Raw genomic sequence first — 16,437 nt, 5'->3', positions numbered from 1 at the left:
TTTCCATCTGGGTTTGAGCGAGTGCCAGGCCCACGCTGATGGCGATTGCGCCACCTATGAAAATCGGGGTTAGCCTGTTCATCGTTTCATCCTCATCAGGTTGCGACCGCAGGATAGCCGGCTTCTTCCAGAACGCGCTCGATATCGGCGACGGTTGCCGCCGTCTCGACCTTGACCGTGCGAGCGGCGGGGTCCGGCTTGACCGTAGCGTTCGGGTCGACGGACTGGATCGCCTTTGTCACCGACCTTGCGCAGCCCCCGCAGGTCATGTTTTCGATCTTGAGCAGCATGAGAAATCTCCTTTGTTCGGCTCTCATGCTGAACAAGATGGTCCTTCCAACGATGGTAAGGTCAAGGGGCACATGCTAGGATTTTTTCTATTGACCTTCCTATCGTTGGAAGCCTGATCCTCCTCCAGAATTTGATTCTTCGAATAAGAAAGGAAGAGGCGATGAATGCCCCCGTCCGCACCAATGAGATGTCTGAAGCTGTATCGCTGCCGATAGAGGGCATGACCTGCGCGTCGTGCGTTGGCCGAGTCGAACGAGCCCTGAAGGCTGTTCCCGGTGTCGAGGCCGCATCGGTCAATCTGGCTACGGAACGCGCGAATGTCACCACCAGATCATATGTTGACAAGGCAATTCTGATCGAGGCGATCGAGAAGGTTGGCTATTCGGTGCCGTCCCAGGCCGCAGGGCCGACCGGCCTCGTAGAGCTGTCGATCCAAGGCATGACATGCGCGTCGTGTGTCGGGCGGGTCGAGCGCGCCTTGAAAGCTGTTTCAGGGGTTACCGAGGCAGCGGTCAATCTGGCCACGGAACGGGCCACGGTGCGCGGCGGCGCCAACATGGCTGAGTTGATCGCCGCCATCGCAGATGCCGGCTACGAGGCCGAGGTGGTGCGTGCAAATGCCGGCCCTGACCACGAGGATGCAAATGCCGAGCAAGCGGAGAGAAAGGAAGCGGAGCGGCGCGAGCTGGCCCGTGATTTCACGATGGCTGCGGCGCTTACAGCTCCAGTCTTTCTCATGGAAATGGGATCCCATGTCATCCCAGGCGGTCATGCATTGATCGAATCGACAATCGGCATGCAATGGAGCTGGTACATCCAGTTCGTGCTGACGACCCTCGTGCTCTTCGTTCCGGGCATTCGTTTCTATGACAAGGGACTTCCAGCCCTCTGGCGGATGGCGCCCGACATGAATTCATTGGTGGCGGTCGGTTCGCTTGCTGCCTACGGCTACTCCTTGGTTGCAACCTTCGCACCGGGCTTCCTCCCGCCTGGAACGATCAACGTTTATTTCGAAGCTGCGGCAGTCATAGTCACTCTCATCCTGCTTGGCCGCTTGCTGGAAGCCCGTGCCAAAGGGCGCACGTCCGAGGCGATCAAGCGGCTGGTCGGCCTTCAGGCAAAGACTGCGCGGGTTCGCAGGGATGGCAAGACGGTCGACCTGCCGATCGGTTCGGTGATTTCCGACGACATCGTTGAGGTTCGCCCCGGCGAACGCATTCCCGTCGATGGTGAAGTGGTCGAAGGTGACAGCTATGTCGATGAGTCGATGATCACCGGAGAACCTGTTCCGGTCTCGAAGGCGATCGGTAGCGTGGTCGTGGGCGGCACTGTCAACCAGAAGGGCGCCTTCGCTTTCCGGGCGACGGCGGTCGGCGGGGATACGGTTCTGTCGCAGATCATCCGTATGGTGGAGGAGGCACAGGGTTCCAAACTTCCCATCCAGGCGCTGGTCGACAAGGTAACCATGTGGTTTGTGCCAGCGGTCTTTGTGGTAGCGGCGTTCACTTTTGCTTCCTGGCTGTATTTCGGGCCGTCGCCCGCCCTCACCTTCGCGCTGGTCAACGCTGTCGCCGTCCTGATCATCGCCTGCCCCTGCGCCATGGGTCTGGCTACGCCGACGTCCATTATGGTCGGCACAGGCCGCGGTGCGGAGCTGGGGGTCCTCTTTCGCAAAGGCGAGGCGCTCCAGTTGCTGAAAGACGCCAGTGTGGTCGCCGTGGACAAGACGGGTACGCTAACCGAAGGAAAGCCGGCCTTGACCGATCTGGAACTTGCCGCAGGCTTCGACCGACCCGAGGTTCTGGGTACGGTGGCTGCTGTCGAGGCGAAATCGGAACATCCAATCGCGCGGGCGATCGTGGATGCGGCCGCTGCGGAAGGCGTTCGGATGCCGGCGGTGTCTGACTTTGAATCGGTAACAGGCTTCGGTGTGAAAGCTTTGGTCGAGGGTCGGCGCGTCGAAATCGGCGCTGATCGATACATGCTCGACCTCGGTCATGACGTTGCGCAGTTTAGCGAGACGGCCGAACGTCTCGGTAACGAGGGCAAGTCGCCGCTCTATGCTGCGATAGAGGGAAAGATCGCGGCGATCATCGCAGTGGCCGACCCGATCAAGGAAACCACGCCCGCCGCAATCAAGGCGTTGCACGATCTTGGGCTGAAGGTTGCGATGATCACCGGGGACAACATGCGCACCGCCAAGGCCATCGCCGCTCAACTCGGGATCGATGACGTGGCGGCGGAGGTGTTGCCGGACGGCAAGGTTGATGCGGTTCGCCGTCTCAAGGAACAATATGGCAAGGTGGCCTTCGTCGGCGACGGAATCAACGACGCCCCGGCCTTGGCGGAGGCGGATGTAGGTCTCGCCATTGGGACGGGCACGGACATAGCAATCGAAGCCGCCGACGTCGTGCTGATGTCAGGCAGCCTGCAAGGCGTGCCCAACGCGATAGCGTTGTCGAAGGCGACCATCGGCAACATTCGACAGAACCTATTCTGGGCATTCGCTTACAATACGGCGCTCATCCCTGTGGCGGCGGGCGCGCTTTTCCCCGGATTCGGTATCCTTCTCTCGCCCGTGTTCGCGGCGGGCGCGATGGCCTTGTCGAGTGTGTTCGTGCTGGGCAATGCCCTGCGGCTTCGTCGCTTTCGGGCTGCTCATTAATGAAGGGTGACGCCGCCTGCCAAGGACGGCGTCCACTACGAAGGGAAATCGCTCATGAACATTGGACAAGCATCCAGAGCATCCGGCGTTTCGGCCAAGATGATCCGCTACTACGAGCAGACCGGCTTGATACCACGGGCAGATCGTACAGGGTCCGGCTATCGGGACTACTCAGATACAGACGTGCATATGCTGCGTTTCATCCGTCGCGCACGCGACCTTGGCTTCTCCGTCGCTGAGATCAACGGACTTCTGGAACTGTGGCGGGACGAGTCGCGCCAGAGTGCGGAGGTCAAGCGGTTGGCCGAGGGTCATATCGCGGAACTTGAGAGAAAGATCCAAGCCTTGCAGGAAATGGCACAAACACTGAAGATGTTGGTCAACGCCTGCCGTGGCGACCATCGCCCTCACTGTCCAATTCTCACGCGCCTGGAGACCGATGAGGAGGACGAGGATGTGTCGATTAGGCCGCGCAAAGGCGCAGTCGCGGGCATTTCCGAATGAGTGCCGCTTTTGGGCGGCACTCGCTTGCGGGTTAATAGAACCGTTGCGTGACGCCGAGGGCGGTGTTGGTCCGTGCAATGGAAAACTCGGCATTCTGTGTCAGGCCAGACAATGCGCGAATGGCGTCGATCGTATCAGGAATAACGATCGCTTGATTGTCCACCATGTAGGCGTAGAAGAGCTCATCCCGCTCGGTGCGCAGCATGTCCTCCCATAGCGCGACTTCATATAGGTTGCCGAACGGCCTATCGAGGTCAGCCATCAGTTCCTTGATCGTGTTGATAGCGGTGAGGCCGTCGGCCGTTCGTACTAGAGCTATCCGGGACGACGCGCGGAATGCGTCAAGGACTTCCTCCTTCTCCGCATTTCGCGTGAGCTGCACCGACCAGTAGTGCAGATGTGCAATTGTCTCCGGCACCTTCACGGCCATGGTCACGACATCCAGATCCGGGTCGACTTTCTGGGCATCTGGACCCTGATGGCTAGGTATCTCGGGCTCGGGAACGAGCGTATTCATTATGCCGCCAAGGTGGCTTTCCCAAGGGTCCGTTGCCCGTCTCAGCAAGGTGCCTTGAGCGCGCTTCAGAGCGGTCAGCGTTCGGACGATAGACATGGTGTTGCACGACACGACACGGGTCGCATCACGTCCGACCGCACTGGCGAAGGAGTTTTGCGCGGCAAAGGAGAAGTTGCACGCCCTTTGGAACCGACCAGCGTTTCAAGAGTTCAGTACCCATACCATGTAGGGGTATTGGCATGTGCGACAAAGACAGGAGCAGTATTCTGACCTCTCTTAACCGAATTGCCGGACAGGTCCGCGGCGTCGGTCAGATGGTGGAGGATGAGCGCTATTGCATCGAAATCCTTCATCAGCTTCATGCAGTAAAAGCCGCTCTCTCGAAGGTCGAAACTCAAGTGCTGAAGGCCCATGCGGCTTGTTGCGTTGAAGAAGCGATCATCTCGGGCAATGCGGAGGTTCAGCGACGAAAGTTTGATGAATTGGTCGACGTTTTCGCGAAGGCCAAGCTCTAGGCGTGCAAGCGATTTACGGGTTCGGAGTAAGCACGCCGGGCCATATCGCATGACAACGTCAAAGTGATTGAGCGTACCCCGGTACTATACATGCAAAAGGAGACACCGATGTCAGAAATCCATCAAGCGCATGGCGGTCACTCCGATGGTTCCCACGGCCGACCATATCTCATGTTTTGGATCAATATGATCCTGGGTCTCATCGTTATGTATGTCGTGATGTTCTCGATGATCGACGGTTGGGGTGATTTTCGCAACAACTTCAATATGTTCTACATGGCCATCACCATGTGGGCTCCAATGGGTATCTTCATGCTGGCAACAATGCCCGGCATGTTTCGCCACCGCAGCGTGAATATAGTACTCTACCTCCTTTTCGTTTTGCTAACCGCCGGTTCGTTCTGGGCCACGCGGAGTCAGGCGCTGATCGACGATCGGCAATTCGTCGACTCGATGATTCCCCACCATTCGGGAGCAATCCTGATGTGTCGGGAAGCGGACCTTCGCGATGCCGAACTGAAAACTTTGTGCGAGTCGATCACAAAGGCGCAACGCGAGGAGATTCAGCAAATGGAGCAAATTAGGCAGCGTCTATAGCTCGTAACTCGAAGATTGGAGACTTTGCCGCTCGCCCGGGTCTGCCAATGTTTGCCACCTGTTGGCCGCGCCGGATGAGATTCCCCTAAGTTGCGGTGCAGTCTCCGCCATGCGGCCTTTGGCGGCGCTCTGCTTTCCGAGTTGAGCGAAGGAAGGCCGGGGATGCTTCTCGATCGCTATTCACTTTCGGTCAAGTTTGGCTTAGCACCTCCCTCGGGCCGGGCCGAAGCCGCCACGCGGCTCTTCCCGCCGAGCTTCGATTTGCGGCTGCGCCAACCGCGATCCGAGCGTAGGAATGCTTCCAGCATATGCGGAATCAGCGTGGCAGCATCGACCTCGCCATAGAGGCGACCGTATTCGGCGGCATAGAGGTCGAGTTCTTCTTTCAGCGGCTCTGGCATTGGCACGGTTATGCGCACAATGCCGAGCTTGGGCAGCGGGCCGAGCTTGAGATTGCTCATCAGTGGGCTCCGTAAGGTTCGAGGACAAGGTCGCGGGCAACGATGACCCTGACCGGGAAGCCTGGTCGGATGGTCAGCGTGGGGGCGACCTGCAATTGGCGCTGCACGATCTGCTGCCCAGCCTGGTTCACCGTATCCTGCGCTCCGTCGCGGATGGCGCGGATCAGACGATCTTCATCGCTTGTCGCCAACTCCGCGCCGACGGCGAGAAGCGTCGAGAGGCCCGCGGCCTTCATCAGGTCCCACCAGTGGTAGTCGACGCCGTCTTCAAGACCGGCATAGCCCGATGCATCGGCGCCACGCTGGCGCTCCAGCACGATCGAGCGGCCGTTTGGAAGAATGAGACGATTCCACACCAAGAGGACGCGGCGCTGCCCGAACGTCACGCCTGCATCGTATTCGCCGATCAGGCGGCTTCCCTGCGGAATGAGGAGGAGCGCGCCCGTCGGGCTGTCATAGACGTTCTGCGTTACCTGGGCGGTGATCTGTCCGGGCAGATCCGAACGGATGCCGGTTATCAGCGCGGCCGGGATCACTGCGCCGGCCTGAAGAATATAGGGCGACGCCGGCGCCATGACGCGATCCGGCGCGACGGTGCGGCGGTCCACCTCGGCGTTGAGGAAGGCCGTGTGCCGATCCTGCGCACCGGCGCCCGTCAGCCCGGCCATGCTGGGAACCGTGGGGATCGAGGGCGAGGCCGTGGTCTGGCCCGCCCTGATCTGGAAGAATATCTCGCTGGTGCGGGCGGCTTCCATCTCGGCGAGGCGGCGCTGCTCCTCGGGGTCGGTTGCGGGAACCGGCATGGGGGTAGCCGGGATCGGCTGACCTTCCTCGCGGGCGCGCAGCACGGGTCCACCGAGATCGCCCGGCAATGGCGGGCCGAGGACCGGCACGTCACCGTAGCTGCCGGGCAAACCCTGCAATCCGTCCGCCGTCTGACGGCGATCGGTCGAAATCAGCTCCTCGGGATTGCCGCCGCGTTCGACGACCTGAAGCGCGTAGATCAACGCTCCGCCGATGCCAATGCCGGCGACCAGGCCAGCGCCCATCAGAACTTTGCGCGAAATGCGCGTAACGCGCGGCGCGTCGGCGCGCAGGCGCATAGACCCTGCCGTTTGCCCTGCCGCTCCGGCCGGTTCAATCCCTTCCTCCTTCCGGTCATCATTCCCGCTCATGACGGCGCTCCCACGATCTTGGTGGTTCGGCCGGAAGCGGCCGCGGCGGTTTGTCCGGGCTGGACGCGCACGATGCGGACGGTCTCTTGCTGCTTGCCCGAGCCAAGACGCAGCTCGGCCGCGCCGAACAGCCGATCGACGATGAGCACGTTCTGGTGGATGCGGCTGTTGACGATCTCCGGTTCGCCGCCCGAACCGATGACGAACAGCGGCGGCATCTCGCCCTGGACGATGCCGCGCGGGAACACCACGTAAACGCGGCGGCCGTCGTCGAAGACGGTAATCGGGCGCCAGGGCGGATTGCCGCCGGTGAGACCGTAGCGATAATTGCGGGCGGATTCGGCCGGTATGATCGGCGTGGCCGGCGCGGTGACGCGCTGGCTCGCCGGAGGCGCGGGATAGGCCCAGGCGACTGCCGGCATCCACGTCTCTTCGTTCGCGCGCAGCTCGACGAGGTAGGTGCGGCGATCGGTGGTGATAACGAGGTTGGTCGAAATGCCGGCGCGGGTCGGCTTGACGAGCACATGGACGCGGCGCGTCGTGCCGGAGCCGCTTTCGGTGTCGCCGATAATCCACCTTGTCGTATCGCCCGCCGCGATCGGACCGGCGCCGGTCAGGCTTTCGCCGGGTTCGAGCGCAATGGTCGTGATCTGGCCGACGGCGGCATAGACCTGAAACAGCGCACCTTCCGACCAGGGATAGATCTGGATCGCGTTATAGTAACCCTCCCGGCGCGGCTCGACGCGAGCTGCCGCATTGGCGTTAGCAACACGGCCCTCCGGGGTGGTGGCAGCCGTGCCGCCGCGTGCGACGGTCCAGCCTGGCGGCGTGTGTAGCGGCCGGGGCGTGCTGTCGGTCACGGCCGTCCGGACGACTGGAAGCGCCGGCACGTCGGCATCGTAACTGAACTGCGGCGTGCGGTTGGTGGCGCAGCCGGCGAGCATCGTGGTGGCCAGCAAAGCCGCCGAGACGGATTTACGGAAAGCCGTGAGTCCGGTTTTGTGGGGATTGCGGATCATTGGCTCATCTCCCGCGACCATGAGATCGCGTTCACATAAATTCCGAGGGGATTGGCGCGCAGGCGCTCCGCGGTGCGCGGCTGCTGAAGGAAAATGGTGAGGATCGCGGTCCAGCGTTCGGTGCGGGAGAGCTGACCGTTCTCGTAGTGCTGTTCCGTCCAAGCCACGCGGAACGAGTCCGGCGATGCCCGGATCACGCTGGAGACCTCGACCGAAACCTGCTCTTTGCCGACACGGGTGAAAGGATCATTTGACCGCGCGTATTCGTTGAGCGCCACGGCGCCCCGGTCCGTGGTGAACTCGTAGGCGCGCAGCCACGCCTGCCGCAGAACAATCGGATCGGAGGGCAGCCCCCGGACCTGTTCGATGAATCTGGCCAAGTGCCAGGCCACTTGCGGGTCGGTCGGGCGATAGTCGGCGACGGCGGGCTCGACAGCGCGGGACTCGCCATGGCGGTCGATCTCGACCACCCAGGGGACGACGGTGCCGCGCGCAGATTGCCAGACCAGCGCCGAGGCGAATCCGGCGGAGAGGAAAAGGCAGCCGAAGGCCATGAAGCGCCAGTTGCGCGCCTGCACGCGGGCGGACCCTATGCGCTCGTCCCAGACCTGGGCGGCCTTCTGATAGGGCGTGACGGGTTCCGGCGTCTTGCCGAAATGGGTGGTGGGTCGTTTGAACAGATTCATGTGCGGTCGCTTTCGGAAAGGCTGATAGAGGAGCCGCCGCCGTGGCTGTCACCGGAGCGGACTGCATGGGCGGCGGCCGTGACGCCGTGGCTGAGGGCCTGGCTGCGGCGCATGCGCTGCGCCCAGGCGGGCGGGCCGTCGGCAGCGGGTGCGCTTGCCGGGGCCGGTGAGGCTCCCCCGCCGACCGTTCCCATGGTGGAAGTGCCGCCGGTCGTCTCGAAGCCGCCCTTGACGCCTCCGGTGTGGCTGGACTTGAGGCTGTCGGCCGCGCGGGATACGGCGCGCTTCAGCGGCGAGACCGCGGCGGCGCCACCGGCGCGAGCAACACCGCCGAGACCGGCCGCGACGCCCGACGCACCGGATTCGCCCATGGAAGCGAGCGTGTATGCGGTCGAGGCCGCGCCAGCGGTCGATGCGCCGCCGCGAGCCAGGGCGGCTCCGCTGGATAGCGCGGCCGCGCCACCGCGCGCTGCGAGCATGGTCGCGCCTCCAGCTGCGATCGCCGCGCCGCCGACGGCGAGGCCGGTGCCGACGGCAGCGCCGGCACCAAGCTGCGGGCCGCCGGAGACGAGGCCGGCCGCAATGCCGGGGCCAAAGATACCGAGTCCGAGAAGGGAGAGAGCGGCAAGAACGACGGCCATTGCGTCGTCGATCGTCGGGGTTGCGCCGCCGAAGCCGGTTGTGAACTGGCCGAACAAGGTCGAGCCGATGCCGATGATGACCGCGAGGACCAGCACCTTGATGCCGGACGAGACGACGTTGCCAAGAACACGCTCGGCCATGAAGGCGGACTTGCCCCAGAGCCCGAATGGAATGAGGACGAAGCCGGCCAGCGTGGTCAGCTTGAATTCAATCAAAGTGACAAACAATTGGATCGCCAGAATGAAGAAGGCGAGAATCACAAGCGCCCAGGCGAAGAACAGGCACAGGATCTGCACGAGGTTCTCGAAGACCGCGATCCACCCCATGAGGTCGGAAATGGATTCAAGCAGCGGGCGGCCGGCATCGAGGCCGGTCTGCGCGACGCGGCCGGGGCGCAGGAGATCGGCGGTCGAGAAGCCGGTGCCGGAGGCCATCAGGCCGAGGCCAGCAAACGACTCGAAGACGATGCGGGCGAGATTGTTCCAGTTGGAGATGATGTAGGCGAAGACGCCGACAAACAGCGTCTTCTTCACCAGACGGGCGATGATATCGTCGTCGGCGCCCCACGCCCAGAACAGGGCGGCGAGCGTCACGTCGATGACGATCAAGGTGGTGGCAATGAAGGCTACTTCACCGCCGAGCAGGCCAAAGCCCGAATCGATGTAGCTGGTGAAGATGCCGAGAAAGTTGTCAATGACGCCGGTGCCGCCCATGGCTCACCGCCCCCCGCTTTCGGCCGGAGCTTCCGGCGCGGGTGAGCGGCCAAGGAAACGGTCGCGGGTCTCGGCCCAGACGCGTAGGCACGTGGCGTCATTGGCGGCGGCCTCGCCCATCTCCTGGCAACGCCGCTGCTCCAGCCGCAGCGGATCGGCCGCTGGCTGGAGTCCCGGAGCGGCCGGCGCTGGCCCGGCCTTTTCCTCGCGGGTCATTTCGATGATCGCCGCCGTGATGGCGACGGCGACGAATATGATGGCCGCGATCCGGGCCAGCACCTTGCCGTCCATGATGTCCCCCTTTCGGCCCGTCAGTTGTTGAACATGCGCGCGTTGCCGGGCTGATACCCGGAGCCGGGCGTCAGGAACCGCTCGCGCTGGATGCGGCCCTGCTCGGCGGCCGTGGTGCGCTCGGCTTCCGAGAGAGCGTCCGCCCGGCCGTTGGCCGAGATCACGGCAATGAGGTCGGAGAGCTGCTGGCTTTGCAGGGCGAGGAGCTGGTTGCCGGCCTGGGTCGCCTGAAGTGCGCCGGTTGCGCCTTGGCTCTCGCCGACCAGGGCTGACATCTCGGCGCGGTTCGTGTCGATATTGCCGACGACGCCGGCCTGGACACGCATCGCGTCCTGCAAACCGCCCACGGTATTTTCCCATCGGCCGCGCGCGTCCGCGATGAGCTGCTGGTCAGTGGCGTTGAGGGAGAGATTGCCGTAGTCCTGCTGGAACATGCTGTCGATCGACTGCACGTCGAAGGCGATGTTCTGCGCCTGGGCGAGAAGCTGCTGGGTGCGCTGCACGTTCTGCTGGAGCGCCTGGAGCGAGCTGTAGGGCAGGCTCGCGAGGTTCTTCGCCTGGTTGATGAGCATCTGCGCTTCGTTCTGAAGCGAGGTGATCTGGTTGTTGATCTGCTCAAGGGTGCGCGCCGCCGTCAAAAGATTCTCGGCGTGGTTGGTCGGGTCGTAAACGATCCGGCCGAAGCCAAAGAGGGCGTGGGCCGGCGTGGTGAAGGCCGGCGAAAGCGCCAGCGGCGCGGCGAGCGTGAGTGCAAGCAGGGAAGCGCCGGCGAAACGGGGGAAGCGGTGTCGGGTCATGGCATGATCTCCTTTGGGTCGAGTTCAAGGGCATCGGTGAGGTCGAGGACCGGCGCCTGTGGCGCGGGCGCCTGCCGGTCAGGCGCGACAGCGATGTTGGTGAGGTTGGGAATGAGGTCGGCCGCCCATTCGACGCCGCGCGCCGTCAGCCAAGCGGCGAGGAAGCCGCCGCGGCCATGTTCGGCTAGGATGTCGGCGATCAATGCCTGGTCGGACTTGGAGGACGCCGCGCAGAGCGCGAGGCCGACTTCGGACAGACCCAGCTCGAACAGCCGGTTTCCCCGCCGGCTCTGGCAGTAGTAGTCCCGCTTGGGGATGGCGCGGGCGAGGATCTCGATCTGCCGGTCGTTCAGGCCGAAGCGCCTGTAGATCGCGGTGATCTGCGGTTCGACGGCGCGATCGTTGGGCAGGAGCAGCCGGGTCGGGCAGCTTTCGATGATTGCAGGCGCGATCGTGCTCTTTTCGAGCTGGGCGAGCGACTGCGTGGCGAAAACGACGGATGCGTTCTTTTTCCTGAGCGTGACCAGCCATTCGGCCAGTTGCTTGGAAAAAGCCGGATCACCGAGCGCCAGCCAGCCCTCGTCGATGACGATCATCGTCGGGCGTCCGTCGAGGCGGTCGGCGATCCGGTGGAACAGGTAGGCGAGGACGGCGGGAGCCGCGCCGGTGTCGAGAAGCCCTTCGGTCTCGAAGGCCACGACGGAAGCATCGCCGAGGTTTTCGGACTCGGCGTCGAGCAGCCGTCCATAGGGACCGCCGACGCAATAGGGCTGGATGGCGAGCTTGAGGTCGTTGGACTGGAGCAGCACCGACAGGCCGGTGATCGTGCGCTCCTCGATCGGGGCCGAAGCGAGCGAGGACAGCGCCGTCCAGATATGCTCCTTGGCTTCAGGGGTGATCGTGACGCCTTCGCGCTGGAGGATCGCCACGATCCAGTCCGCCGCCCAAGCGCGGTCCTGCGTCTGCTCGATGCGGGAGAGCGGCTGGAGCGAGACCGAAGTATCCGCGCTTTCGGTCAGCCGGCCGCCGAGGTCGTGCCAATCGCCACCCATGGCCAAAGTGGCGGCCCTGATGGAGCCGCCGAAATCGAAGGCGAAGATCTGCGATCCCGCATAGCGGCGGAATTGCAGCGCCATGAGCGCCAGCAGCACGCTCTTGCCGGCGCCGGTCGGGCCGACCATGAGCGTGTGGCCGACATCGCCGACATGAAGGGAGAGCCGGAAAGGGGTCGATCCTTCGGTCCTGCCATAGAGCAGCGGGGGTGCGCCAAAGTGATCGTCCCTTTCCGGCCCCGCCCACACGGCGGACGAAGGGACCGTGTGGGCAAGGTTGAGCGTCGAGATCGGAGGCTGACGCACATTGGCGTAAGCATGGCCGGGCAGCGAGCCGAGCCAGGCGTCGACGGCGTTGACCGTCTCGACCATGACGCTGAAATCGCGGGACTGGACGACCTTCTCGACCAGCCGCAGCTTCTCGTCGGCGCGGCGGGCGTCCTCGTCCCAGACCGTGACGGTCGCGGTGACATAGGCGATGCCGGCCACGTCCGCGCCGAGTTCCTGCAAGGCCATGTCGGCATCGAGCGCCTTGTTTGCGGCATCGGTGTCGACGAGCGCCGATTGCTCGTTCGTCATCACCTCTTTCAGAATGGCGGCGATGCTCTTGCGCTTCGCAAACCACTGGCGACGGATTTTCGTGAGCAGCTTGGTCGCGTCCGTCTTGTCCAGCAGGATGGCGCGGGTGGACCAGCGATATTGGAAGGCGAGCCGGTTGAGATCGTCGAGCAGGCCGGGCGTGGTCACGCTCGGGAACCCGGTGATGGTGAGGATGCGCAGATGCGCGGAGCCGAGGCGCGGTTCGAGCCCGCCGGTGAGCGCCTCATCGGCGAGCAGGGCGTCGAGATAGATCGGCGTCTCCGGCACGCGGACGCGGTGCCGTTTGGTCGAGACGGTCGAATGAAGATAAGTCAGCGTCTCGCCGTCGGTGAGCCAACGGCACTCGGGCATGAAGCCGTCGAGCAGCGCCAGCACGCGGTCGGTGCGATCCACGAAGCCGCGCACCAGTTCCCAGGGATTGACGCCGGAGGTCTCGCGGCCCTCGTAGAGCCAGCTTTCGGCGCGGGCGGCGTCCTCGGCCGGCGGCAACCACAGGAAGGTCAGATAGTAGTCCGAGACGAAATGGCTGCCCTCCTCCTCGAAGTCGGCCTTGCGCTCGGCATCGACCAGCGCGGAGGCCGCGTCGGGAAAGACGTCATTCGGATAGGTCGCGGCCTCGGATCGCTGGGCTTCAACGAAGATCGCCCAGCCGGAGCCGAGGCGGCGGAAGGAATTGTTGAGCCGCGCGGCGACGCCGACCAGCTCGGCCGCGACCGCGGAGTCGAGATCCGGCCCACGAAATTTCGCGCTGCGCTGGAAGCTGCCATCCTTGTTCAGCACGACGCCCTGGCCGACCAGCGCCACCCAGGGGAGGTAGTCGGCAAGGCGCGAAGCGGTGCGGCGATATTCTGCGAGGTTCATCATGGCGCGGTCCTCACACAGACAAGTGGCCAGGCACGCGCAGATGCCGACGCGCGACCTCGACGAAGAGGGGATCGCGCTTCGCCGCCCAGACGGCTGCGAGATGTCCGATCGCCCAGATCAGGATGCCGGCGAGCCAGAGTTGGAGACCGAGCCCCACGGCCCCGGCCACGGTGCCGTTGAGGATCGCCACGGAACGCGGCGCACCACCCAGCAGGATGGGTTCGCTGAGAGCGCGGTGAACCGGGGCGGTGAACCCCGGCACGGCGTCGAGCTGTTCGAGGAACGCCGCCATCAGATCACCGCCCCGCCGCCGAACGAGAAGAACGACAGGAAGAAGGAGCTGGCGGCGAAGGCGATCGAAATGCCGAAGACGATCTGGATCAGCCTGCGAAACCCACCGCCGGTATCGCCGAAGGCCAGCGTCAGGCCGGTGACAATGATGATGATGACGGCCACGATTTTCGCCACCGGCCCCTCGATGGATTCGAGGATCGACTGAAGCGGGGCCTCCCAGGGCATGGAGGAGCCCGAGGCCAGTGCCGGCGAGGTCAGGAGCGCGACCCAGGTGAAGGCGGCGGCGGTTGCGATATGGCGGCGGACGCGGAAGGCACGACGGATCATGCGGGGTCTCCTGTTTGGTCGGTGGGGATGGGGTCTGGAAAGGCGGGGGCGAGCCGGTAATCGCCGTCCGCGCCGAGGCCCTCGACGCGCGCAAGCTCGGCAAGCCGGCGCGCGGAGCCGCGGCCGGAGAGGACGGCAACGAGGTCGATGGTTTCGGCGATCATCGCGCGCGGGACCGTGACAACGGCCTCCTGGATGAGCTGCTCGAGACGGCGCAGCGCGCCGATGGCCGAGCCGGCATGAATCGTTCCGACGCCGCCGGGGTGGCCGGTTCCCCATGCTTTCAGGAGGTCGAGCGCCTCAGCGCCGCGAACCTCGCCGATCGGGATGCGATCGGGACGCAGGCGCAGCGAAGATCGGACGAGATCCGAAAGTGTCGCCACTCCGTCCTTGGTGCGCATTGCGACGAGGTTCGGCGCCGCGCATTGCAGCTCGCGCGTGTCCTCGATGATGACCACGCGGTCCTGCGTCTTGGCGACTTCCGCCAGCAGCGCATTGGTGAGCGTGGTCTTGCCGGTGGAGGTGCCACCCGCCACCAAGATATTGGCGCGGGAGGCGACGGCCTCGCGCAGCGCCGCAGCCTGGGCGTCGGCCATGATCCCGGCGGCGACGTAATCGTCGAGGGTGAATACCGCGACCGCCGGCTTGCGGATGGCGAAGGTCGGCGACGTGACAACGGGAGGAAGGAGGCCCTCGAACCGTTCGCCGCTCTCCGGCAACTCCGCCGAGACGCGCGGCGCGCGGGCGTGGACTTCGGCCCCGACATGATGGGCGACAAGACGAACGATGCGCTCGCCGTCCTCTGCGGTCAGCCGCTCGCCGGTGTCTTCCAGTCCTCCGGCGAGGCGATCGACCCAGATGCGCCCGTCGGGGTTCAGCATCACCTCGACGATGGAGGGATCGCGCAACAGGTCCGAGATGGCAGGCCCGAGCGCGGTGCGGAGCATGCGCGCGCCACGTTCGATCGTTGCCTGTTTGCGATTTTGGCCAGCCATCTCGTCCCCGTTTCCGGGGAGGAGGGCGAAGGCGGTCCCCGGATGGGGATGACTAAAAGAACGGCAAAACGGGCCGATTCAACAAGTTTCGGTCGTAGTAGTAGTGCAGCGTGCAAATACAGGAGAACGGCGGTGGTGCCTTCCTGATCGAAGCCTCGGGCGGTCACTCCTGCTCATCAGGCGAATCGCCCGAGGTAGTAATGCCGACTGTTTCCCTTGATGGGAGCCGACAGAAGCTCGCCCTCTGCGCATCAGAGGCCGGAAGTTTTCCGCGTGTTTTGTCGGATTCGGATTGGATGGTTCGTCGTTACAGTGAAGACAGGGAAACCGGCCCGCCACAACAGAGGGAAACGCGATGACTATTACGATTACGGCCTTTGATGAAAGCTCGCCGGATCGCGGCCAGGGACTGGCGAGGGACATGCGCGTGCGCTGGGCGCTGGAGGAAGTGGACCAGCCTTACGAGGTGCGGCTCGCTCCGTGGAGCACATTCAGGGAGCCCGCGCATTTGGCGCGCAATCCGTTCGGGCAGATACCGACTTATGAGGAAGGTGATCTCACGCTGTTCGAGTCCGGCGCGATCGTGCTTCATATCGCAGAGCGCTTTCCGGGCCTGCTGCCGGCGGATGCGAATGCGCGGGCGCGTGCGATCATGTGGATGTTCGCTGCGCTCGATACGGTGGAGCCGCCGATCGTCGATCGCGACGTCGTCGAGAACTTCGAGGAAGGCAAGAGTTGGCAGGGCGAGCGCTTCGAGATGGTCGATGAACGCATTCGCGAACGGTTAAATCAACTTTCTGCGCGCCTGGACGACAGCGAGTGGCTCGACGGCGATTTCAGCGCTGGCGACCTTCTGATGGTGCATGTGCTGCAAAGGTTGCAGGGGTCGGAAATATTGCAGGAATTTCCGAACCTCTCCGCCTATGTCGCCCGTGCAGAAGCGCGGCCGTCGTACAAGCGCGCTTTTGCCGCCCAATTGGCGGTGTTCACGGCTGCGTCGCGATGAAAGTTCTGAGCATTCTTCGCGTCCTGCCTTTTACGGCCCTCGCATTGGCCAGCATTTGGGCTGCCAACCGGGCTCCTGATGGTCGCCGTCCCCCACAGATGGACTTCACGGTTACGTTCGAGGCAATCGCCAATGCCCTGACCAAGGTGCCGCACATAGCCTCGATGGCTATGCTGTTCGTTCTCGCCGTACTCGCAACCGGCTACTCTCGCATGTGGCTTGCTGTCGTACTGACTTTTCTCGTGGGCGTAAGCTGGGAACTGGTTCAGACCACGGTAATCGGCCACAATCCCCGTGTTGTCGACATCTTCCCCAACCTTGTTGGCATTGCCGTTGCCTGGATCACCGTAGCCGTGTCGGTTTTCCTCTGGCGCGCAGCTCGTTCGCGCTTGTAGCGCAAATCCCGAAGCCCGCGACCCATTCTGT

The 16,437-nt window shown here is 63.8% G+C and carries 18 protein-coding genes and 1 pseudogene; 6 read left to right on the top strand and 13 right to left on the bottom strand.

Annotated features, from left to right (window positions below):
* Positions 1-95 precede the first annotated feature (95 nt).
* Positions 96-290, bottom strand: a complete 195-nt coding sequence (locus tag P9A16_RS17390) for a heavy-metal-associated domain-containing protein (RefSeq protein WP_077546174.1) — start codon at positions 288-290, stop codon at positions 96-98.
* A gap of 161 nt (positions 291-451) precedes the next feature.
* Here P9A16_RS17390 and P9A16_RS17385 point away from each other — a divergent pair, with 161 nt between their 5' ends.
* Both P9A16_RS17385 and cueR read left to right on the top strand, forming a co-directional pair.
* The gene (locus tag P9A16_RS17385; protein WP_112585215.1) at positions 452-2,956 is read left to right on the top strand and encodes a heavy metal translocating P-type ATPase; all 2,505 of its coding nucleotides are present in this window, start codon (positions 452-454) and stop codon (positions 2,954-2,956) included.
* Between the two features lie 54 nt (positions 2,957-3,010).
* Entirely contained in the window at positions 3,011-3,460 is a 450-nt protein-coding gene (gene cueR / locus P9A16_RS17380) for a Cu(I)-responsive transcriptional regulator (protein WP_112585213.1), read from the top strand.
* 31 nt (positions 3,461-3,491) lie between these two features.
* Here cueR and P9A16_RS17375 read toward each other — a convergent pair.
* A pseudogene (locus P9A16_RS17375) lies at positions 3,492-4,145 on the bottom strand (type II glyceraldehyde-3-phosphate dehydrogenase); the annotation flags it as partial.
* Positions 4,146-4,216: 71 nt separating this feature from the next.
* Here P9A16_RS17375 and P9A16_RS17370 point away from each other — a divergent pair.
* Both P9A16_RS17370 and P9A16_RS17365 read left to right on the top strand, forming a co-directional pair.
* Positions 4,217-4,492, top strand: a complete 276-nt coding sequence (locus P9A16_RS17370) for a metal-sensitive transcriptional regulator (RefSeq protein WP_097136800.1) — start codon at positions 4,217-4,219, stop codon at positions 4,490-4,492.
* A gap of 108 nt (positions 4,493-4,600) precedes the next feature.
* Positions 4,601-5,089, top strand: a complete 489-nt coding sequence (locus P9A16_RS17365) for a DUF305 domain-containing protein (RefSeq protein WP_097136803.1) — start codon at positions 4,601-4,603, stop codon at positions 5,087-5,089.
* Between the two features lie 176 nt (positions 5,090-5,265).
* Here the strand turns inward: P9A16_RS17365 and P9A16_RS17360 are convergent, their stop codons facing one another.
* Genes P9A16_RS17360 through trbB form a run of 11 tightly spaced genes read right to left on the bottom strand, consistent with a single transcriptional unit; the run spans position 5,266 to position 15,005 of the window.
* Complete coding sequence (locus tag P9A16_RS17360; protein WP_097136805.1) at positions 5,266-5,550, bottom strand: DUF2274 domain-containing protein; 285 nt, start codon at positions 5,548-5,550, stop codon at positions 5,266-5,268.
* Positions 5,550-6,725, bottom strand: a complete 1,176-nt coding sequence (locus P9A16_RS17355; RefSeq protein WP_376749551.1) for a TrbI/VirB10 family protein — start codon at positions 6,723-6,725, stop codon at positions 5,550-5,552. The genes P9A16_RS17360 and P9A16_RS17355 overlap by 1 nt, the downstream gene beginning before the upstream one ends.
* Positions 6,722-7,744, bottom strand: a complete 1,023-nt coding sequence (gene trbG, locus P9A16_RS17350) for a P-type conjugative transfer protein TrbG (protein WP_112585211.1) — start codon at positions 7,742-7,744, stop codon at positions 6,722-6,724. The genes P9A16_RS17355 and trbG overlap by 4 nt, the downstream gene beginning before the upstream one ends.
* Positions 7,741-8,430, bottom strand: a complete 690-nt coding sequence (trbF, locus tag P9A16_RS17345) for a conjugal transfer protein TrbF (RefSeq protein ID WP_112585209.1) — start codon at positions 8,428-8,430, stop codon at positions 7,741-7,743. The genes trbG and trbF overlap by 4 nt, the downstream gene beginning before the upstream one ends.
* Complete coding sequence (gene trbL / locus P9A16_RS17340; protein ID WP_097136812.1) at positions 8,427-9,785, bottom strand: P-type conjugative transfer protein TrbL; 1,359 nt, start codon at positions 9,783-9,785, stop codon at positions 8,427-8,429. Before trbL ends, trbF begins: the two co-directional genes overlap by 4 nt.
* A gap of 3 nt (positions 9,786-9,788) precedes the next feature.
* Positions 9,789-10,076 (bottom strand): putative entry exclusion protein TrbK-alt, encoded by a 288-nt coding sequence (gene trbK-alt, locus P9A16_RS17335; protein WP_112585207.1) that lies wholly within the window; start codon positions 10,074-10,076, stop codon positions 9,789-9,791.
* A 20-nt stretch (positions 10,077-10,096) separates the two neighbouring features.
* Complete coding sequence (gene trbJ / locus P9A16_RS17330) at positions 10,097-10,873, bottom strand: P-type conjugative transfer protein TrbJ (protein ID WP_112585205.1); 777 nt, start codon at positions 10,871-10,873, stop codon at positions 10,097-10,099.
* On the bottom strand, positions 10,870-13,389 hold the full coding sequence (gene trbE / locus P9A16_RS17325) for a conjugal transfer protein TrbE (protein WP_112585203.1): 2,520 nt from the start codon (positions 13,387-13,389) through the stop codon (positions 10,870-10,872). Before trbE ends, trbJ begins: the two co-directional genes overlap by 4 nt.
* A gap of 10 nt (positions 13,390-13,399) precedes the next feature.
* Entirely contained in the window at positions 13,400-13,681 is a 282-nt protein-coding gene (locus tag P9A16_RS17320; protein WP_097136820.1) for a VirB3 family type IV secretion system protein, read from the bottom strand.
* Positions 13,681-14,010, bottom strand: a complete 330-nt coding sequence (locus tag P9A16_RS17315) for a TrbC/VirB2 family protein (protein WP_009452106.1) — start codon at positions 14,008-14,010, stop codon at positions 13,681-13,683. The genes P9A16_RS17320 and P9A16_RS17315 overlap by 1 nt, the downstream gene beginning before the upstream one ends.
* Positions 14,007-15,005 (bottom strand): P-type conjugative transfer ATPase TrbB, encoded by a 999-nt coding sequence (gene trbB / locus P9A16_RS17310; RefSeq protein ID WP_009452107.1) that lies wholly within the window; start codon positions 15,003-15,005, stop codon positions 14,007-14,009. The genes P9A16_RS17315 and trbB overlap by 4 nt, the downstream gene beginning before the upstream one ends.
* A gap of 355 nt (positions 15,006-15,360) precedes the next feature.
* Between trbB and P9A16_RS17305 the strand changes: the two genes are divergently transcribed.
* Both P9A16_RS17305 and P9A16_RS17300 read left to right on the top strand, forming a co-directional pair.
* Positions 15,361-16,011, top strand: coding sequence for a glutathione S-transferase family protein (locus tag P9A16_RS17305; RefSeq protein ID WP_112585201.1), 651 nt, complete (start codon positions 15,361-15,363; stop codon positions 16,009-16,011).
* A complete protein-coding gene (locus P9A16_RS17300; protein ID WP_112585199.1) occupies positions 16,008-16,406 on the top strand; it encodes a VanZ family protein in 399 nt (132 codons plus the stop codon). The genes P9A16_RS17305 and P9A16_RS17300 overlap by 4 nt, the downstream gene beginning before the upstream one ends.
* Positions 16,407-16,437 lie beyond the last annotated feature (31 nt).

The organism is Shinella sp. 838, assembly GCF_029623935.1.
Classification (GTDB): Bacteria; Pseudomonadota; Alphaproteobacteria; order Rhizobiales; family Rhizobiaceae; genus Shinella.
This window is presented reverse-complemented; position numbering and strand designations above follow the sequence as displayed.